Raw genomic sequence first — 19,903 nt, forward strand, 5'->3', positions numbered from 1 at the left:
TTATCGCCGAAGCGTATTGTTTATTAGTAAAATTGATAAAGCTATTTTTGCGATATTGAAGGCTTCGGGATAAGTTAAGTTGGTTCTCTTAGTCCAATGGATATACTTGCGCACGGTCTTAATACTTGAGCTGTCGAAACAAAACCAACATACAGTTGAAAAAATTGCATGTTGGTTTTAATTGATCTAATTGGTTACGATTCTTTGTCGTGGCCTTCGAGTTTTACCAGTTTGTTGTATACACCCAGCAAAAGAAATGGCGCTGCCCATTGCCCTACGAATAAGGCGGTGTGCTTCTTTTGAAAGATCTTCAGCGTTAATGAGGTAGCCATTGATGCTAATGCCGCCCACAGAAAAATATCTGATGGCAGTTTAGCGGTTTGTTCTTCGATAGCTTTGGCAACAGGGCCTTCGCTTTTTGATTGATTGTTTTCCATGTTTTTGTTATCGGTATGATTGTTATTTAATTGAATGTATTACTGTAAGCTTACGCTTAGTGGATGTAGGTTGATTATAACTTAAGAAGTTTATCACCGATTTTTTCAGCATAAAATTGACTGATATTTTTGGGTATTATATGCCAATAGCCTTCTTTTTTAAAAAGCAAAACGTTCTTCCCGCCTGGTATCATAACTACCCATGCCTTAAAAGTGAAATTGTTTACAGGATGTATCCTGATGTTCGTAATTAATCCTGATTCTGGATCTTTAATCCTGATAACGATCATAGTCATAGATATTGATAGTTAAAGCATATTGGTGTTGAATACAGCACCAATATTATTCATGCTTTTATCAAAAATATCAGTTAGGATTATTTCCAATAAGAGTATAATACCTGCTGACTATGTGGCTATTACTCGTTTTTAACTTTTTCTTATTTTCCTTCCTTTTGAACCGGATCTGTAAGTAAAGAAGCCATAAGTCCCGTAACACCAATGCTCATCAGCGCGTTACGAGCCACATTCTTTTTATTGAACGCTAATAAGCAGGGTGATGCCAATACCAACAGACTTATCGTAATATAAATCGGCAACGGCGTTTTGGCAGGTATCAGTTTTGTTAACCCCCAGTTTGCTTTGGTAAGTACAATGTACGTAAGCGCACCTGCTCCAAGTGCGCAGCAGATAATTGCTGAGATCTTTTGATCGTCAATCCTGTTAAGTGCGGTATGAGCGGAACTACAATTGCATAATTGTAATCGATAATCCCATGGGTAGTAATAGATATTGGTTTTTTCATATTGGCAATTAAGCAAGTTATTAATTATGATTATTTGCTTCCTTGGGCTTTGGCAAAGGCCTAAATACAGCATAGTGAATAGCGAAGTGTTTGGCAGGAACGGCGTTGCTATCAAGCAATTCATTTAACCTTGCATTCATGACCCAAACTTCGTTGCGGTTAAATGTTGCGGTGGCAGGGTAAGTAAAGCGGTCTGCTATCAACGTACTAGCAGCAAGTTTTGCGTTTTGCCAAATATCTGTTGATTCAAGTTGAATGATCATATCATTAATCGAGATGTTGCGGGTAATGGTGACCATTTTCGCTTTGATTCCGGTTTTTGGGGGGCAGCCCTCGTTGGGCATAAGCACTAAAACCAAGCGTGTAAATGCCGACTATAATGACAAGTTTGAGTAACCCCATATATTATTTATTTTTAGTTAAATAATATTCTTTTTAGAATAATTGTTTCGAATCTAAAAACTATATATTCCAACCAAGCGAAAACCCTTTTAAGTTGCTTTTCAGCTTCATTTTTAAATGAGCGATACTGACAACGAAAAAATTGCAGGAACTACCTGATGAGATGGTACAAAAATAGGCGGGACACAAGCCGATAAAATGCGTTTAATCTTTTCGACTGTAGAATTTTATCTAGAATTTCGTTGTTAGCATTAACTGCCAAACGTTAGTTCTGGTAATACCCTCTTTTTCTTTTTGAAGCCAGTACATATAACCAAACTCCGCATCAATTTTTTTGCTGACCCGATAGCCTAAAGAAATGAATGACCGGTTTTGATCGAACAGACTGTTATTTACATTAGCATTATTTTGAGCGTTAAAAAAGAGCTCGTCCTGTACACCGGTAAATAGTCCTCTGGTGAAACCGGTATCGGCAACCAAGGGGATCTGCGCGCTGATAAACGCCCGAACACGCTGAGAAAAGAAAGAGCGGTCATCCTCCTTCAAAAAACGCTGTTCCAAACGTAAACGAAAATTCAACTCTGTTTTGCCTGCTTTAAAATTGTAAAGGTATTGCTCATAAATCCGATTCTCCGGCGAGTAAATAATTTTACTTTGTTGATGCTCCCAATCGCCTTTGTAAGCATAACCCAGTGCCAAAGATCTCTTTTTATTAAAATTGTAACTAAAGGCGCCTCGCAATAGCAAAGTATTGAAGTATTCAAATTGATTTGCAGAGCGTAGCTGCACATCAGTTAACAGATCAATTTTTTTGGATAAAGAATGCGTGTTACTCAGAAAAAACCAACCCCTATTATTAACAGATTGTCCGTATCCAAGCGTTGCAAAAAACGAGAAAAATACAAGAGCTGAAATTTGTCTCGTCATATTACATAGGTCAATTACTTACAATCCCTTTTTATCGGTTAATGGAGATCGTTAATTTCAATTACTAAAATCAATAATCACTCTACACTTACAACCCCAAAAATTAGCTTTTGTTAAGCATGCGTTAATATTTAAAAATTCATACAACTGCATTTAAATTTTGCGTCGTCCGAACCCGGAAGTATTGGATTTTGACGTTAATATTTTGATTGTCTCAAATAGGTGATAATAGACCAGCTAAGATGAACGCAGACTTAGGAAAGTCGTCAAGTACTTAAAAACTTTTGAAAGTCCAAGAAAACTTGCCAAAAACAGCATCAGTACAGCGGAGGGCACATAGGTTCTTAACCTAACTGTCCTGTTGAGCCCGGCGTTACAACACTTCAAAATTTCCCAAAACGGCAGATAGCAGAGTTGCGGGAGCAGTTTATCGCTATACTGGGACATGACCTGCGAACCCGGCCGGCGCGATCAATCATAATGTTGCGCAGCTCGTGCTGCGCATGCCACTCGATGACCGTATGCGACGCCTTGCGTACATTCTGAGAGACTTTCTTCGGAATGCGGGAACTAATCGAGAACGTATTCGATTTCGCGCGGAAAAATAGAGGGAGGGATCTTTAATGCCGGGCAGCCGATATCGGAGGTTTTGCTCAGGAACCTCTGCCAGCCTTTTTCCAGGGGAAAGATCAAACCGGGGCAACAGGGATTGGGCCTGGGCTTTTTTATTGCGGCCAAGATCGCGAAGGCGCATAGCGGCGAACTTGCTATTAGTTATAATGACGAAGCGACCTGCTTCACCCTGACGATTCCGTTAGGATAATTTATTGGTACATTATTTGTCTTTAATAACTATCCGATAGCCCCTAACCGGCCACCGGCCGGCAGTATGGCACAAGAAAAGGTTCGCAAAGCGTTAGTAGTTGACGATGATCCTAACATCCGCGATATTATCATGATGGTACTAGACATGGAAGGGTATGTCGTCACAGGCCTGGATAACGGTCACCAGGTCATACAGGTCGCCAAGCTGGAACATCCTGATATCGTGTTGTTAGATGTCATGCTGGGCGATGCAGACGGCCGTGAAATTTGCCGTGCCTTGAAGACTGACCCGGCAACGGAAGCAATCCCGGTGTTGATTGTTTCTGCTACTCACGGGACGGCTGACCTGAAAACCAGCAGTTGCGGCGCAAACGACCACTTGGCGAAACCTTTCGATATCCGGGAGCTAATTGCCCGGGTCAAAAAGCTGGCGGCCTGAAACGGGGAAAAATTGCCACATTTTCTACGATTGATCGTGAATGAACTGAATCTAAACTGGATGCAAACCGCGTTGCATTTAGGAACCGGTTGACAGCGTTCCTATTAAATTCTCCGAACAGATTACTATTTTAAATTATGGGTGTTCTTTCAAACCCCAAACAGAAACCGAACCGGCCTTAACCGTAAATTGCGCCCAGCCATCTTCATTAATCCTTATTTCCTCATTTATTTTATTTAATAGATCGACAAATACTTTGCCCGCAAAATTACTGCCCAACTCCATATTTTTGGTACCAGCGTCGCCATTAGAAATTAGTACCGCGCAGCCAGAGTTTTGATGTTCCTCGTTCCCGATTCTCGTCCATCCGATGCAATTCGGATGGTCGAAATAATCGTGTTGCTCACCATAAGCTAAATGTTTACGTGCATATAATAAAGCCTCCATCTCATCCACATTTTCTAAGGTAACTTTATAGTCTTCACCGTCTCCGCCCTTATCTTTATACTTTGCGCCGTATAGGTCTGTGTAGAAAATACAAGGATAACCATCTGCACGTAGCAGGATCAATGCATAAGCAATAGGCCTGAACCAGGCCTGTACCGGTTGTTCTAAAGATTGTAAAGGCTGAGTATCGTGATTTTCTACCAAAGTGACCGCCAGTGCGGGATTCGCCTGAACTAAAGTTCCGTCGAAAATACTGCGGAGATCAAAGTTATTTCCTCCATTAGAAGCTTTATGAAAATTGCCCTGCAAAGGAGCGTCGAATAAGGACATGCGGCCACCGGTCGCTTCGATATAGTTCAGCATAGGTTGCAGATTATAAGGCTCCCAATATTCACCCACTGTAAAGAATTCGTGCTGTAATTCAGTCCGCAGGTAATCCAGCCACTCATTAAAGAAGGTTGGGTCCATATGTTTGATGGCATCCAAACGAAAACCATTGAAACCGACAGTCTTATAATACCATTTGCCCCAGCGTTTCAATTCTTCCCTCACGTTCGGATTTCGGAAATCAATATCACAAAGCATTAAAAAATCATAATTACCGTGCTCATCAGACATCACCTGTTGCCAACCTTCGCCAGATTCGTTCTGGATGCTGAAGATAGCCGTTTCTTTTGTGCGTGCATCGTAATCTACACCGGCAAAACACTGATGATCCCAGATAAATTGTGAATATTGGCCCTTACGGCCTGGGAAAATAAATTTGGTAAAGGCTTCAATCTCGTAAGGATCGCTAATGAATTCGTTACGGTTGTCTGGGTTGACCTTGCGAACTGTAATGGTTTCTTTTTCATCTGCGCCGCCCATATGGTCCAGGACGATATCGGCATAGACTTTCAGGCCCGCGGCTTTTGCTGCGGCCACCGCATCGATCAGTTCCTGTTTGGTGCCATATTTTGTAGCTACCGATCCCTTCTGATCAAATTCACCCAGATCGTACAGATCATAAGAATCGTATCCATTTGCTTGGCTGCCTGCCATCCCTTTATGTGCCGGTGGCAGCCAAACGGTATCGATTCCTATATTTTTTAAGTGCTCAGCTTCAGCTTTGAAGTGCTTCCACAAACTGCCGTCTGCCGGGTAATACCATTCAAAGAATTGTAACATGGTGAAGTTTTCCATAGGTTGTTTTTTGGCAAAATAAAAGCGCGCCGGACAGATAACTTATATAATGAGTTCTGGTTTGAAATATTATGCTCCGGCTTCAATTTTGATAAAACTTTGGCTCCTTAAAAAGTGCCGGAAGATTCTGCGCATGGAATAAGTTTTTGACCGCCGCGGCCCAGGGTGATCGTGCATTCATCGTTAAAATTCAAATCGTTAAACAAAAATTCATTACAGCGAAAACACGTCGGATAGCGCCAATAAGATAAAATCGTGAACCAATAACTTTACAGTTTATGATATTGTTTTGAGCAGTAGATAAAATATAGTTAAATTATTTTCTTTTTAGTTGAAACATTCAGCCTCATCGGCGGTTGCTTTAATACACGCACGATCCCTCTCTCATCCAGCCGCTAGCTACTGCGATCATTCACTTTTTTTAAAATCATAAACAATGTTTCACCACGTTAAATCACTACAATTTAATGCCAGGGTTTCGCGCCCTGACCCGCGCTTTGCTAACTTATTATTAGAGCAATTCGGCGGCGAGAACGGGGAGCTCGCTGCGGCCATGCAGTATTTCACCCAGGCTTTCGGGGCTAAGCAACCGCACCCGGATAAATACGATATGCTGATGGATATCGCCACCGAAGAATTCAGCCACCTGGAGATTGTAGGCGCAACCATCACCATGCTATTAAAAGGGGTTAACGGCGAACTGAAAGATGCTGCCGAACAAAGCGAGATCATGGTTGCCATGAACGGGAAAGCCGAAAAGGAAAGCGTTATCCATGCCGCCCTTTCCGCTAACCCGCAGTTCCCGATCATTACCGGCGGCGGGCCTACACCGCGAAACAGCCAGGGCATTCCCTGGTGCGCATCGTACATCAATTCCAATGGTGACCTGACCGTAGACCTGCGGACCAACCTGGCCTCAGAATCACGGGCCAAACTCGTTTACGAGCACCTCATGAAATTTACCGACGACCCATATATCCACGAAACCCTGTCTTTCCTGATGACCCGCGAGGTGACCCACTATAAGATGTTCGAGGCGGCGTTGAACAGCATCCAGCCTAACTTCCCGCCAGGCGTTTTGGCTGCTGACCCGCGGTACCTGCAGAATGTTTACAACCTGTCCGACGGTACCGTGCGCGGTCCCTGGAACGAGGGCGAGATCAAAGGCATGGGCAAAGAATTTGTTTATGTCGAAAACCCATTGCAACAAGTGCAGGAAACCGATGGCCAAACCCAGCTGTCTGAGGACTTCACCAAAGAACTAAATGACAAAGACAAACTGGATAAGCAAATGAGCGAGCTCAAAAGCGCGGAGGTGAAGAATGCCGAACCTAAAGGAGTGGCACAATGGAATGAATACCCCGGCACGAACCAGCTTCAATAAAAAAAATTATCCGGCTCCGGAACAACAATTATATGGAAACAACGAACAGGGTCAAACAGATCCACACCAACTTCCGGCAAAGTATCTGGCTGGATTTTATAGACCGGGAGATCATGCGGTCAGGCAAATTGCAACAGCTGATCGCTGAAGATGGCATCAGGGGCGTAACATCGAACCCGGCCATTTTTGCGCAGGCCATAGCTGCCAGCGCGGATTATGATGCCGATATTGCAAGCCTGTCGGACAATTACCCCGACGATGAAGATCTATTCTATCAACTGGCGATCAAAGATATCCGGCAGGCTGCCGACCTTTTCGCGCCCGTATATAACGAAGAGATCAGCGGCGCGGACGGCTATGTCAGCCTGGAAGTGTCGCCCTTTCTGGCCCTTGATGGCGAAAGTACCAGCCGGCAGGCTATGAAACTATGGCTCGCGGTTGACCGGAAGAATGTCATGATCAAGATCCCCGCCACCCAGCCTTGCTTGCCATCCATAACAGAGGCTATCAGCCAAGGCATCAATATTAACGTTACGCTGATCTTCGGATTGGAACGTTACCGCGAGGTTGCACTGGCCTATATCGAGGGTTTGGAACAGCGCCTGCAGGCCGGGCTGGATGTCAGCCGAGTCGCTTCCGTAGCCAGCTTCTTTTTAAGCCGGATCGATATCCAGCTTGACCCTGTGCTGGATAGTAAGGACCTGGGTGAAATGAAAGGCGAAGCGGCTATCGCTTTAGCAAAAACTGCATACCAGGTGTACCAGGAACTGTTCAATTCAGCACGCTGGCAAAAGCTGGCTGCTGCCGGGGCGAAACCCCAGCGCTTATTATGGGCCAGTACCGGCAACAAGAATCCGGCTTACCGGGACACCCGCTATATCGATGAACTGATCGGGCCGGACACCGTAAACACCGCGCCGCTGAATACCATTGCGGCGTTTCGCGATCATGGCAAGCCGGCGGCGTCCTTACAGGGAGAACCGGACTGGGCCAAAGGTATTCTCGCGGCACTTAGCGAAGCCGGGATCGACCTGACAGCCGTTGCGGCGGAATTGGAAACTGCCGGTATCGCCAAATTCAATGAACCTTATCAGCAAATGCTGGCGGCAATTGCCGCCAAGCGGATTGTAATTCACTAGTCAAAAAACATCAAACCTCTGACTTTATCAAAAAGTCTGTTGCAATGAGCGCAGGCTTAACCTTGGCAGGCAGTTTGCTGCAGTCTTTTCAAGCGGAAGCAGCAGTTGACCCAGGCAGCCCGGTGGCAGCGAACGAAAAAGAGTTTCGCATGGGCGTAATTGGCCCTGCCGAATTATCCCTGGCCACCAGCCAGATCGCCGCAGGTAAAGCTACCAACAAGAACGCTAAAGAATTTGCGGGTTTTGAATTAGGTGAAGCGATCGCGGTTACAGGCGTTCTAAAAGACCTTGGCACACCAGTACCGGCGATGGACGCTAAAGCCAAGGCCACTTTGGAAAAAATCAAATCTACACCTGCGGGTCCTGAATTTGATAAAATTTATATCAAGGCGCAATTAGAAAACCACGAATTTTTACGCGACTTAGCACAAAATTATATCAGTAAAGGAAAGCTGGCCGGCGCTGCGGAAAATCAGGGCAGGCATTTAGCTACCTTATCGCTGACTGTTTTTAAAGAGCATATCGCTATTACATCCCGGATTTTAAAAGAACTCGGCGCATAACGGAATACGATCTTAAGGTCACCCTGCGGCAGGCAGTCGCCGGGTTAAGTACTACACTGGCAGCTGTAGCGGTGTCGCCGGTATTGGCTGCTGCAAAACCTACAACTATGGAAATCAGAAATTGGAAGTTCCGATGACCAAATATCCGCAATTACCGTTTACAGGAATGGCTCGGGTTAGCCATTAAAATGAACCCTAAGCCCGATCACGGTGAAATGAGTTACAAAGGTTCAGGAAGGTTAAAAGGGCGCAAAGCATTGATCACTGGTGTTGATTCGGGCATCGGCCGTGCAGCTGGAATCGCTTACACCCGTGAAGGTGCAGACGTAGTCATCAACTATTACCCGATCGAAGAACCTGATGCACAAGAGGCAATCGCACTCATGAAAAAGGAAGGCGTCAAAGCCGTCGCGATCCCAGGCGATCTTCGCGACGAACAATTCTGTATCAAACTCGTTAAGAGGCCGTTAAAAATTGGCGGTTTAGATTTTGGTCAGCAATGCTGGCCGTCAGCAAAGTCATGCTTCGATCTTGGCTATCTCTAAAGAGCAGATCGACTGGACGATGAAAATCAATATCTATGCGCCTTTTTGAATCATCAAAGCCGCACTGCCGCATTTATCGCCAGGTTCCACCATTATCGGAACAACTTCAGAGCAAGCGGCTGACCCGACACTTGATCTGTATGACTACGCACAAACCAAAGCCGCGAGGATCAACTGTGTGCGTTTGCTCGCTAAATAATTAGCATCGGTGTGGGTATACTCAGGTAAATCGATGCTGTTACTGGGCTCGGCTTAAAACAACAGGATTTGTTATCCTGTATTTGAAAAGATTTATCACGATATTGATTTGAATCTTTTCTGATACTGAACTATATCACCCGCGTGGTTGGAACATTAGTTATCCTGCTGTGTTACATCAATATGAAAAATCCATTTGAAAAAGAAGATCATACCGGTTTGATCGTTGGAATTGCTGTCGGCGTTGCAGCGGGCATCGGTTTAGGTTGGCTCTTACTGACCGATAAAGGCGCAGTTTACCGTGACCAGCTAGCACGCAGATTAAAAGACGGTATTAGTGATACTGCAGCTGATTTTATCGATCATAAAACTTTTATTGCTAAAAAGGTGGCAAAAGTTGCCACAGATGCCGTGATCAAAGAATAGGTTCTGGCGTGAAGATCGCTACCTATAATATCAACGGGATTAACGGCCGTATATACAATTTGGTGCGCTGGCTTGAAAAGGCGCAGCCTGATGTTGTGTGTTTACAGGAATTGAAAACAGAAGATCATAAGTTCCCTGAACGAGCCCTGCTCGAAGCAGGTTACCATTCGATCTGGCAGGGGCAAAAAAGCTGGAACGGTGTAGCCATCCTCTCCAGGTATGGCGAGATCCAAGAGACCAGGTGGAGATTCTGATGAACTTGACCACTATGTTCCGGAACAAACTGACCATCTATTCCGGGCGAAACTGACCACCTGATTCCGGGGCAAACTGACCACCGCAAAGTCGTAGCAAATGCTGTAAAAGAGACCATCTTTTGAGGGCAAATACACCTTCCTAAGAATGGCAAACTTAACAATCAGCATGAGTAAGATCAGAAAGATACTGAAGATGTATAGCCAGCAGCGGCCTTTAATGACCATAGCTGCCCAGGCTGATGCATCGAGAAACATGGTAAAAAAGTATGTAGCAACATTCAAAGCCAGCGGCCTCACCTTTGATGAGGTTAATGCACTGAACGACAAAGAACTGGAAGATTTGTTCGGAAAGTCTAAAGAACACCCACCTAACGCACGTATGCAGTCCATGCTGCGCTGTTTCCCCCACGTCGATAAAGAGCTTAAAAAGACCGTCATGAACCGGCAGATCCTATGGGAGGCCTACTATAAAGAGTTTCCTGGCGGGTATCAGTACAGTCAATTCTGCTTTTATTATAACCAGTGGAAAGCCAGGGTCAACCCGACCATGCATATGGATCACAAAGCCGGTGATAAGCTTTATGTGGACTTTGCAGGCGAAAAGCTAAGCTATACCGATAAGGATACCGGTGAAGTTATTGCAGTAGAGGTCTTTGTGGCTATCCTCGGAGCCAGCCAGTTAACCTTTGTTGAAGCTGTTATGAGCCAGCAAAAGGAAGACTTTATCGCGGCCTGTGAGAACACTCTGCACTTTATCGGTGGCGTTCCTGCCGCCATTGTCCCCGATAACCTGAAGGCTGCCGTAACCAAAAGCAGCCGCTATGAGCCCACTTTGAACGAAACGTTCGAGGACTTTGCAGATCATTACGGCACTACCATACTACAGCGCGGGCGTACCGCCCGCGTGATAAAGCATTGGTAGAAGGTGCCGTTAAGATCATTTATACCAAGATCTATGCACCGATCAACCGGGCTACCTATCATTCTTTAAAAGAGTTGAATACAGCTATCTGGCAAGCATTGGAAACCCAAAACAGCCAATTGCTTAAAGGTCGCAACTACAGCCGCAGGCTACAATTCGAAGAGATCGAGCGGCATACCCTGATGCCATTGCCTGTCCTGCCCTATCAGTTCAAAAAGCACTTCTACGCTAAAGTGATCAAGAACGGCCATGTCAACCTCGGCCCGGATAAACACTATTACAGTGTGCCTTATCGCTTCATTGGCAAGCGGGTTAAGCTTTTGTATTCCAGTACCATCGTAGAGATCTACTCCAACTACGAACGCATTGCTTTGCACAAACGGGCAAAGAACCCTTATGGCTATACGACCGACAAAGACCACATGGCTACTACGCACCGCTTTGTAACCGACTGGACACCTGATAAGTTCTTAGAATGGGCTGCTTCCATCCATGAGGATGTCAGGCTGTATATCCTTAAGATACTTGACCGCAAACAGCACCCGGAACAGGCTTACAAGTCCTGTCTGGGCGTACTTGGCTTTGCCAAGAAAGCAGGTAACGAGCGATTAATAATGGCCTGTCAGCGTGCACTCAGCTATGGTATTTACAACTATAAAACCATACAAACCATCCTGGAGAATAAGATGGACGGCTATGAGGAAAGCTTGTTTGCCGATGAGCTGCCGATGCCTAACCACGATAATATTAGGGGAAAAGACTATTACAAATAACCATTAAACAACAAATAACATGAACACAAGTACATTAGAAAAGATGAGGAAGATGAAGTTCTTCGGTATGTTCCATGCTTTCAAAAGCAGCATGGAAACAGGTAAAACTAACGATCATACAGCGGATGAGCTACTCGCTCTGTTGGTAGATGCAGAATGGGACGACCGGCAAAACAGGCGTATAGAAAGGACAATACAGTATGCCAAGTTCCGCTATAAAGCCTCTGTAGAGGACGTTCATTACCATGCCGAACGAAGTATCGACCGCAACCAGATCATGCGCCTGGCAGACTGTACCTTCATTGACCGAAATGAAAACGTACTGGTTACCGGTAGTACCGGCATTGGTAAAAGTTATGTGGCTTCTGCTATCGGCTACCAGGCCTGTATGCTGGGCTACAGGGTATTCTATGCCAGTACCCCCAAACTATTCGCTAAACTGAAGATGGCGAAGGCAGACGGCTCTTATATCAAAGAACTGGCTAAACTCGAAAGGACACAGCTGCTTATACTGGATGACTTCGGTATACAGCCTTTTGATGCACAAAGCAGAGCTGCGCTCATGGAGCTGATCGAGGATAGGCATGGCAAAACCTCACTGATCATTACTTCACAGCTACCGGTAAGCAAATGGTTTGAGGTGATCGGGGAAAAAACGGTTGCTGATGCGATCCTGGACCGGATCGTTCATGATGCGCATCGCATTGAACTGAAGGGGGAATCTATGAGAAAAAAACGTAGTGTTGAACCTGCAAAAAGCTACTAATGGAAATACCTTTTAAATAACTATTTTTGTACACGCTTTTATAGCATTTGCTGCAACCCAAAAGTCAGCTAACCCAGTGGTCAATTTGGCCCGGAACAGGGTGGTCAACATCTCCATAACATACAGGCTCATCCGCGAATAAGATCTTTGGCTGGTTGCTTAATGCCCTCGCCAGCGACACCCTTTGCTGCTCGCCCCCTGATAATTGCAGCGGGTAGTGGTGACCACGATCAGCGAGGCCAACTTTATCCAGCAGCTCCAGCGCACACGGGCGGATATTCTTCTCGCCACGCAGCTCAAGCGGCACCATTACATTCTCCAGAGCGGTAAGCGTTGGCAATAGCTGAAAATTCTGAAAGATGAAACCTACGTTACGGTTCCTTACCTCGGCACGCTCATCTTCTGTAAGCTTGTCAAGCGCGATCCCGTTCAATTCTACCGAGCCTGTTGTTGAGCGGTCTAAACCTGCACAAAGGCCAAGTAAAGTGGTCTTGCCGCTTCCGGAAGGGCCTACTATAGCATTGGTTGAACCGGGTGAGATAGAAAAATTGATATCATCGAGTACCACTAACGCACGGCCCGCGTTTTGGTAGCTTTTTCCGAGATGGCTGATCTTTAAAATAGAATCCACTTATTGCTGTTTTTTATTTGGACGATTGACAACCCTGATAATTACCCGGAATCATAAAAAGTTTATGAAAAGCGGGGTTTATGACAATTGAGTGAGTTTAGAAAACTCTGCATACCTTTAGCATGATTGTAGCATTACAAAACAAAAACCGTTACTTTAAAATTTAATTACAAGGAATTTGACTTAATTACATATTAAGAAAAACAATAACTTGTATAAATCGTTGGAAATAAAAGTAGTTTAGGAGCTACAATCATTTAACTATCCAAAGCCGGATAGCCATCACAGTATTCTTAATCAAACCACTATGAAAATCAAACTTTACTTGATCGTCCTTGCTTTTATATCCTTACACGTTGCCTGCAGACCGATTGACGATGTTAAACCCTACGATGTGACCAATAAGGTTTTCAGAGTAATAGCTTATTACCAAAACGAGCCCTATAACATCACTATCAACCAAATTAAGCCCAATGCCGTTAATGCTGCGCCGTACAGCATCTTAAATACTACCCAAAATGCAAATTTCGAATTTGGATTTACACCAGCAGCGGGAGATACCATCAAAGTTAATGCTGATTCGAAAACGGGTTCGTTCACGATATTTGCACACTACCTTGGAAAAGACCTCGGGAAAATAAATTTAACTCCGACCAATAATGGCAAACATACGGCTGAATTTATTTACGTTGTGCCTAATTAGGCACACGTTGTTGTCGACGTTATCACTATAACAAAAACAAAAAAGCCGCTTAAGCGGCTTTTTTGTTTTATAAAAGATCCAGAAAAAAATATCTTAATGTTACGGATGCTTAAAATTGCCTCTTCATTGGCTTTGAGTGCGTCACAAAAGCTAAAAACCATCCTATCGAACTGCCAATTAGCGCTGCCAGCATCCATAACCAATGTGTGGTAATAAAATTACCGATACTTGCAAAATCTATAATTTGACTATTCATATAAATCTTATTTTTTTATAAATTTTGTTTTTAAAAACCTAATTTACTGATATATGAGCAATTTTATCCTTATAATGTTTTTAATTTAATAAAAAATCATACAACTTCAATGTGTATTTGATAAATGCAAACGGCAAAATTAACTGTTGTGCAATTATAATGGCGTTATCCAGTTTCGTACTTTTAGCAACAGCGTAAACTCGTTTTTTATTAATATCTTAATATCAAAGCATAATAGAGCTAAATAATTATCTTATTGTATTTTTTATGCCTATTTTTTTGTGAAAATAAGATTTTAACAATATTGCTGTAACTATGCGATCTGTATCTCCGTATAAAATCTCAATGAGAAGAGCAAAGGCTTTATTTTTAGATGGTGCTGAGCGAATTGTTGGCGTCAACCAAAATCCTACCGATGTAGCTGGCAGGACAGTGATCGTTTTGATCGTAGCTAATTTATTTGCGGCTGCGCTTTTATATCTGGTGTATCTGGTATTCTGATACTGAAATACTCTTCTATCATCTTCTCGCTTCAAAGGATATTCTTTAATCTACACCCTGGCGGTATTTTAATATCATACTGTAAATCAAATGTTTTAGATAATTTGTAGCCCTATAGGGCTATTGATGGCTAAACGTAAAAAGCGGACGTTTGTATCAGCAATTGTTTAATCTACACTTGATGATATGAAAAAACAGAAACTTGATATCTTACGTTTTTTTCTGAGCCTAAGTGACATCTTATTACTCAACATGTGCCTGTTTGTAGGCACTTATCTATCTAATAAATACGGCAATCAATACAACGAGAATATTTATTTACATAGTGTTTTGCCGCTTAATGCTATATGGGTTTTAGTTACAAATTTGTTTAGGGTTTATAACGAATACACGGTTTACAAATTGGCGGATATAAAACGGGCTACATGGCGAAGCATATTGGCTTTATGCTTGTTTTTTGAATTATATACTAAAATTACTGTTCCGTACAGCTATCCAACCCAATTCACTTACTTCGTTCTTGGGCTTGTAGTATTGATGTTTGCCTTAAGCCGGTACCTGTATTCAACTATTGAAAAACTTATGCAGATAGACCCTGCCGAACGTTCTGCAACGGTTTTGGCAATTGCATCAATTGGCGGCCACTGGGTTGAGTTGCAACGTTTAAGCCCTTTATTTAAAGAGCACGACGTGACTTATATATCTAACACCCGCAATATGGACACCAAGGTTAAAGGCAGCAAACATTATTACGTTCCCGATGCAAATAAAGACAGGAAGCTCGACCTTATAAAATGTTTTTTTGCTGTTTTAAGACGTGTTATATTATTAAAACCCAGGGTGGTGATCACAACCGGTGCTGCACCGGGCCTAATGGGTATAGTGGTTGGGAAAATTCTTGGTGCAAAAACCATCTGGATCGATAGTATTGCAAACGTGGAAAAACTATCTTTAAGCGGACGCATAGCCTTGAAGGTAGCTGACCGTGTGTATACGCAGTGGGAGCACCTTTCTAATGACAAGATTGTTTACAGCGGTAATTTACTATAATGGTATTTGTAACAGCCGGTACCCAATTACCTTTCGACAGGCTTATAGAGGCGGTAGATGATATCGCATCAATGCATCCTGATGTTCAGTTTGTTGTTCAGGCATTAAGTTCTCGTTATAAAGCTAAACATGTCGAAGTTGTCGACTTCCTTTCATCGCAGGAATTTGATCAGTATTTTAAGCAAGCAAATATGATCATTAGCCATGCAGGTATGGGAACGATCATATCTGCCCTTGTAAAAAAGAAGCCGATCATCGTAATGCCAAGACAATACGCATTTAATGAGCACAGGAACGATCATCAGGTTGGTACGGCCAAGCAAATGGAAGCCAATGGCTATGTGTATGTTGCTTACGATAGCGATGAATTGAAAACACTGTTTAAAAATATGTGGCCTGATAATTTAAATATCCGTGCCACCATCTCGGATGTAGCATCTGACGAAATTATTCAATCGCTGAATGATTTTATAAAGTCCAAATAACGGGTTCAAGATCTTTTGTGATAGATCGATTTAATCATAATCATTTCATTTTTTATTATGTGTGCACAGATTTCTGATTTATTTCCCATAACAAACAAAGATGAAAAAAACACGTCCTCTAATTTTAGGGATAGTCTCAACATCTATTTTTATCACTGGCCGCTTTTTGTGCTTTGTTTGATCATCACCCTTTCTGTTGCTGTTTACTTTATAAAACATAAAGCATCCTATTATACTGTTAAGGCCACTGTAATCATAAAAGATGACAAAAAAGCGCCTGCTGCACAGGAAAAATTATCAGAGCTTGATCTTACAGCTCAATCTAAATTAGCTGAAAATGAACTGGAAGTTTTGAAATCCAGAAAACTCACCACACAGGTTGTCAATGACCTTGGGTTATGGATCAATTATAAACAAGGTAGCAAATCTTCGGGCGACGATCTGTATGCTTCTACACCTGTTGCTTTTAAAGTCGTAGATTCCATCGGCGCTTTTGACAAGCGCTCTTTTAGAGTAAAAATTAAAGATAATAAATCGTTCTACTTAATAAAATCTGATGGTTCTTTAAAGGAGTTCCGTTTTTATGATGTACTTGCAAATAGTTTTTGCACCTGGAAACTAATTCCAACAAAAAACCTGCAAAAATATATCGGCACTACCCTAACTATTACTTTAAACAATGTAGAAAGAGTTTCTGAGGTATATCAGAAAGCTATTGAAGCAGAAATTCCGAATAAAACGGTACCGGTAATCAATTTCACTATTAAAGATGAAGTTGAACAACGTGGAAAAGATGTTTTAAACCATTTAATTGTATCGTACAACAGTGGTGTTGTTGCTCAAAAAAATCAGCTAACCAAATCAACTTTAGATTTTTTAGATGCCAGGATAGCTACGCTTGCCAGTGAATTAAATAATTCTGAAAAACAGGTAGAAGGTTACCGCTCAAGCAAAGGGTTAACAGATATCTCTTCGCAATCTAAAGTTTACTTAGAGAATGCGCAGTTAAATGATAATAAACTGAATGATGTAAATGTGCAGCTAAATGTTGTAGAAGGCATTGAGCAATACTTAAACTCCTCGCAAAGCATTCAAAGCGCTTCGGCATCATTAGGGCCAAACTATCCGGCGCTAAATAGCTTGATAGAAAAACTATCGGTAGTTCAGTCTCAAAAAGACAAGTTGTTAGCCACCACGCCCGAAAGCAACCCCGTATTTGACCCTCTCAATCAGCAGATCAAATCGTTAAAGGTTGAAATAAGGGATAACATCCGAAATATCAAAAGATCCCTGATGGCTTCTAAAAGCCAACTGCAATCATACGGTTCACAATTCGAGTCAACCATTAAAGACATACCTGTGCAGGAACGTGAGCTTGTTGATAAAACAAGGAAAAAAACCACGAAAGAAAACCTGTATGTATACCTTCTGCAAAAGCGGGAGGAAATTTCATTTAATTACGCATCCACACTTCCAGACGCAAGCATAGTTGATTATGCGTACTCGGGCTCAGCAAAGTCGTCGGCAGCACTGCTAATTTTTGGTGTCGCTTTTATTTTCGGTTTATTGATCCCGTTCGGTATTATCACTGTAAGGAATATACTTTCAAACCGGATAACCGAAGGCCGGGAAATTGAAAATTTTACCGGCAAGAGAATATTTGGAGAACTATCAAACGCAGCAGCTGTTGGGGACAAGATAAAGCTTGATGGTGATAACGTACAGTTAGGAGAAGAATTTAGGGGCGTGCGCACCAACCTGCATCTGTTAAAGGGCAGCACAGCTACGAACTGGGTTTCGGTGATCACCTCCAGTATATCAAATGAAGGAAAAAGCTTTTTTAGCAGTAAGCTGGCAAGCGTTGTTTCAGCATCGGGAAAAAAGACCGTGTTGCTGGAGATGGACTTGAGAAGACCGAAAATTTCACAACTGTTTGACCTGCCTAAAAACAAATTGGGGATAACCGATTATTTGAATGGCACAGCAAACCTTTCAGATATCATTCAACCCTGCCCAGACCATCAAAACATGGACATCATCAGCAGCGGAACTACAACGGCAGACCCCTCTGAATTACTTGAGCAGAAAACCTTAAGCACATTGATAACCGAATTAAGAGCTCGCTATCAGCACATTATAATTGATACGCCGCCGGTTAACCTGGTTACTGATGCCAGGATCGTTGCATCATTTGCCGATTGTATTTTCTACATTATCCGCCAGGGGGTCACGTTTAAATCATTGCTGCCATTTATCAAATCTCTTGGTGCTGAACGCAATTTCCAAACCATGAATTTAATATTTAACGGCGTTGAGAAAGGCAGATATGGTTATGGTCACAATTATGGAAACGAGTATTACCAGGAAATGAACCAAGGCAATCACAACCGCAATAAATTCCGGTTTGCCGATTTGTTAAAAAGGTTTTAGTCACACTTTTAAGCTAACTTTTATAACATGTTAACCCGGATAGCCAGCCCTTTAAAATTTGTCCAGCAATTTATCAATCAGGGACAAAGCAGAAGCATAAAGGCAAAAAAAAATATAATCACTTCTTTCCTCATAAAAGGGGTTAGTATCTCTATCAGCCTGGTTTTGGTGCCTTTAACCATCAATTATATCAATCCTTCGCGTTACGGGATATGGTTAACATTGAGCTCGATAGTCGGGTGGTTCAGTTTTTTTGACATCGGGCTTACGCACGGGTTGCGTAATAAATATGCCGAAGCTAAAGCTAATAATGATGATTCAAGCGTGCAGATGTACATCAGTACTACCTATGCTGTTTTAACCATCATTTTTGTATCGCTCTGGCTGATATTTTTGATCATAAACGGGTTTCTTGATTGGGCATCTATCTTAAAAGTACCGCAGGATATGAAACATGAAGTATCCCTGCTGGCCATGATCGTTTTCACTTATTTCTGCGCTCAATTTATTTTACGCGTTGTAACCACTATAGCAATTGCTGATCAGCAATCCGCAAAATCAGCTATGATAGATGTATTGGGGCAAATCATTTCACTGATTGTTATAGTTGTACTTGTTAAAACAACTAAAGGCTCTTTAATCAATTTAGGGTTGGCTTTATGCCTGTCGCCTTTACTTGCACTTATCAGCGCCAATATTTTGTTTTTTAAAGGAAAATATGAAAAGTACAGGCCTAAGTTTTCAAAGATAAATTTCTCATATGCAAAAGGCTTGTTCAATTTAGGTTTAACTTTTTTCATTATACAAATAGCTGCAGTAATTCAATTCGAATCAGCCAATATCATCATCGCAAGAAATTTTGGCACTTCAGAAGTAACCTCATATAACATTGTTTACAAATATTTCGGAATGGTTACCATGCTATTCACCATATTTTTAACGCCTTTTTGGTCGGCCTCCACAGAAGCCTATGCTCAGCGGGATTTTTCGTGGATAAAAAGCAGCATGAAAAAATACAATCTGTTGAATGTTCTTTTATTCGCGGTAAGCCTCCTTATGCTGGTTTTCTCTAACTATATATATTCATTATGGTTGGGTAAAGGCAAGGTTGATATAGGTTTTTGGCTTTCTTTCTGGGGCTTTGTTTATGTAAGCTTCACGATATTCGGGTCTAAGTATGTAAACTTCCTGAACGGTATAAGTGCGCTGCGCCTCCAGTTCTGGACATCGATATTCAGCCCTGTTATTTACATAGCAGTTGCTGTGTTACTGATCAAATATTTTAAAGCGGGGGTGGCTTCTTTGTTTATCGCTTCCATTATTGCAAATCTGTACGGGATTATCATGGCGCCCATACAGTATTACCAAATAATAGTTAAAAACAAAAAAGGAATCTGGACCAAATAGAGAT

The 19,903-nt window shown here is 42.5% G+C and carries 24 protein-coding genes; 18 read left to right on the top strand and 6 right to left on the bottom strand.

Annotated features, from left to right (window positions below):
* Positions 1-194 precede the first annotated feature (194 nt).
* From D0C36_RS04630 to D0C36_RS04640, 3 genes are all read right to left on the bottom strand, one after another.
* Positions 195-437: a hypothetical protein gene (locus D0C36_RS04630; protein ID WP_117390383.1), complete on the bottom strand. Its 243-nt coding sequence runs from the start codon at positions 435-437 to the stop codon at positions 195-197.
* 74 nt (positions 438-511) lie between these two features.
* Positions 512-727, bottom strand: a complete 216-nt coding sequence (locus tag D0C36_RS04635; RefSeq protein WP_117390384.1) for a hypothetical protein — start codon at positions 725-727, stop codon at positions 512-514.
* A gap of 534 nt (positions 728-1,261) precedes the next feature.
* Entirely contained in the window at positions 1,262-1,504 is a 243-nt protein-coding gene (locus D0C36_RS04640) for a hypothetical protein (RefSeq protein ID WP_147321931.1), read from the bottom strand.
* Between D0C36_RS04640 and D0C36_RS24475 the strand changes: the two genes are divergently transcribed.
* On the top strand, positions 1,497-1,637 hold the full coding sequence (locus D0C36_RS24475) for a hypothetical protein (RefSeq protein WP_158557074.1): 141 nt from the start codon (positions 1,497-1,499) through the stop codon (positions 1,635-1,637). The two genes, D0C36_RS04640 and D0C36_RS24475, sit on opposite strands and share 8 nt — an antisense overlap.
* A 237-nt stretch (positions 1,638-1,874) precedes the next feature.
* Here the strand turns inward: D0C36_RS24475 and D0C36_RS04645 are convergent, their stop codons facing one another.
* Entirely contained in the window at positions 1,875-2,570 is a 696-nt protein-coding gene (locus tag D0C36_RS04645) for a DUF2490 domain-containing protein (RefSeq protein WP_117390386.1), read from the bottom strand.
* A 616-nt stretch (positions 2,571-3,186) separates the two neighbouring features.
* Here D0C36_RS04645 and D0C36_RS04650 point away from each other — a divergent pair.
* Both D0C36_RS04650 and D0C36_RS04655 read left to right on the top strand, forming a co-directional pair.
* Positions 3,187-3,393, top strand: coding sequence for an ATP-binding protein (locus tag D0C36_RS04650; protein WP_262512195.1), 207 nt, complete (start codon positions 3,187-3,189; stop codon positions 3,391-3,393).
* A 66-nt stretch (positions 3,394-3,459) separates the two neighbouring features.
* Positions 3,460-3,834: a response regulator transcription factor gene (locus tag D0C36_RS04655; protein WP_117390388.1), complete on the top strand. Its 375-nt coding sequence runs from the start codon at positions 3,460-3,462 to the stop codon at positions 3,832-3,834.
* 135 nt (positions 3,835-3,969) lie between these two features.
* On the opposite strand, the gene D0C36_RS04660 is transcribed toward D0C36_RS04655, so the two are convergent.
* Positions 3,970-5,463: an alpha-amylase gene (locus tag D0C36_RS04660; protein ID WP_117390389.1), complete on the bottom strand. Its 1,494-nt coding sequence runs from the start codon at positions 5,461-5,463 to the stop codon at positions 3,970-3,972.
* Positions 5,464-5,899: 436 nt separating this feature from the next.
* On the opposite strand from D0C36_RS04660, the gene D0C36_RS04665 reads away from it, so the two are divergent.
* From D0C36_RS04665 to istB, 9 genes are all read left to right on the top strand, one after another.
* Positions 5,900-6,847, top strand: a complete 948-nt coding sequence (locus D0C36_RS04665) for a manganese catalase family protein (protein ID WP_117390390.1) — start codon at positions 5,900-5,902, stop codon at positions 6,845-6,847.
* 32 nt (positions 6,848-6,879) lie between these two features.
* Positions 6,880-7,986 carry a transaldolase gene (gene tal, locus D0C36_RS04670; protein WP_117390391.1) on the top strand — a complete coding sequence of 369 codons (1,107 nt, stop codon included), beginning with the start codon at positions 6,880-6,882 and terminating at the stop codon, positions 7,984-7,986.
* Between the two features lie 44 nt (positions 7,987-8,030).
* Positions 8,031-8,549, top strand: coding sequence for a DUF4142 domain-containing protein (locus D0C36_RS04675; RefSeq protein WP_117390392.1), 519 nt, complete (start codon positions 8,031-8,033; stop codon positions 8,547-8,549).
* A gap of 188 nt (positions 8,550-8,737) precedes the next feature.
* The gene (locus D0C36_RS24660; RefSeq protein ID WP_199501964.1) at positions 8,738-9,094 is read left to right on the top strand and encodes an SDR family NAD(P)-dependent oxidoreductase; all 357 of its coding nucleotides are present in this window, start codon (positions 8,738-8,740) and stop codon (positions 9,092-9,094) included.
* Between the two features lie 381 nt (positions 9,095-9,475).
* Positions 9,476-9,718, top strand: a complete 243-nt coding sequence (locus D0C36_RS04685; RefSeq protein ID WP_147321932.1) for a hypothetical protein — start codon at positions 9,476-9,478, stop codon at positions 9,716-9,718.
* Between the two features lie 8 nt (positions 9,719-9,726).
* Entirely contained in the window at positions 9,727-9,972 is a 246-nt protein-coding gene (locus D0C36_RS04690) for an endonuclease/exonuclease/phosphatase family protein (protein ID WP_117390394.1), read from the top strand.
* A gap of 169 nt (positions 9,973-10,141) precedes the next feature.
* Positions 10,142-10,897: an IS21 family transposase gene (istA, locus tag D0C36_RS24755; protein ID WP_233524413.1), complete on the top strand. Its 756-nt coding sequence runs from the start codon at positions 10,142-10,144 to the stop codon at positions 10,895-10,897.
* A complete protein-coding gene (locus D0C36_RS24760) occupies positions 10,891-11,670 on the top strand; it encodes a Mu transposase domain-containing protein (RefSeq protein ID WP_233524414.1) in 780 nt (259 codons plus the stop codon). Before istA ends, D0C36_RS24760 begins: the two co-directional genes overlap by 7 nt.
* Positions 11,671-11,689: 19 nt before the next feature.
* Complete coding sequence (istB, locus tag D0C36_RS04700) at positions 11,690-12,436, top strand: IS21-like element helper ATPase IstB (protein ID WP_117390395.1); 747 nt, start codon at positions 11,690-11,692, stop codon at positions 12,434-12,436.
* Positions 12,437-12,500: 64 nt separating this feature from the next.
* Here istB and D0C36_RS04705 read toward each other — a convergent pair whose 3' ends face one another.
* Entirely contained in the window at positions 12,501-13,067 is a 567-nt protein-coding gene (locus D0C36_RS04705) for an ABC transporter ATP-binding protein (protein ID WP_117390396.1), read from the bottom strand.
* Between the two features lie 307 nt (positions 13,068-13,374).
* Here D0C36_RS04705 and D0C36_RS04710 point away from each other — a divergent pair, with 307 nt between their 5' ends.
* The 6 genes from D0C36_RS04710 (at position 13,375) to D0C36_RS04740 (ending at position 19,899) form a co-directional block, all read left to right on the top strand.
* The gene (locus tag D0C36_RS04710) at positions 13,375-13,770 is read left to right on the top strand and encodes a hypothetical protein (RefSeq protein ID WP_117390397.1); all 396 of its coding nucleotides are present in this window, start codon (positions 13,375-13,377) and stop codon (positions 13,768-13,770) included.
* Positions 13,771-14,371: 601 nt separating this feature from the next.
* A complete protein-coding gene (locus tag D0C36_RS24480) occupies positions 14,372-14,527 on the top strand; it encodes a hypothetical protein (RefSeq protein WP_158557075.1) in 156 nt (51 codons plus the stop codon).
* A 186-nt stretch (positions 14,528-14,713) separates the two neighbouring features.
* Complete coding sequence (locus D0C36_RS24765) at positions 14,714-15,577, top strand: glycosyltransferase family protein (RefSeq protein WP_233524415.1); 864 nt, start codon at positions 14,714-14,716, stop codon at positions 15,575-15,577.
* Positions 15,577-16,062 carry a PssE/Cps14G family polysaccharide biosynthesis glycosyltransferase gene (pssE, locus tag D0C36_RS04730; protein ID WP_117390400.1) on the top strand — a complete coding sequence of 162 codons (486 nt, stop codon included), beginning with the start codon at positions 15,577-15,579 and terminating at the stop codon, positions 16,060-16,062. The genes D0C36_RS24765 and pssE overlap by 1 nt, the downstream gene beginning before the upstream one ends.
* A 57-nt stretch (positions 16,063-16,119) precedes the next feature.
* A complete protein-coding gene (locus D0C36_RS04735) occupies positions 16,120-18,492 on the top strand; it encodes a GumC family protein (protein ID WP_117390401.1) in 2,373 nt (790 codons plus the stop codon).
* Between the two features lie 27 nt (positions 18,493-18,519).
* On the top strand, positions 18,520-19,899 hold the full coding sequence (locus D0C36_RS04740) for a lipopolysaccharide biosynthesis protein (RefSeq protein WP_117390402.1): 1,380 nt from the start codon (positions 18,520-18,522) through the stop codon (positions 19,897-19,899).
* Positions 19,900-19,903: the final 4 nt, after the last annotated feature.

It is taken from the genome of Mucilaginibacter conchicola, assembly GCF_003432115.1.
Classification (GTDB): domain Bacteria; phylum Bacteroidota; class Bacteroidia; order Sphingobacteriales; family Sphingobacteriaceae; genus Mucilaginibacter; species Mucilaginibacter conchicola.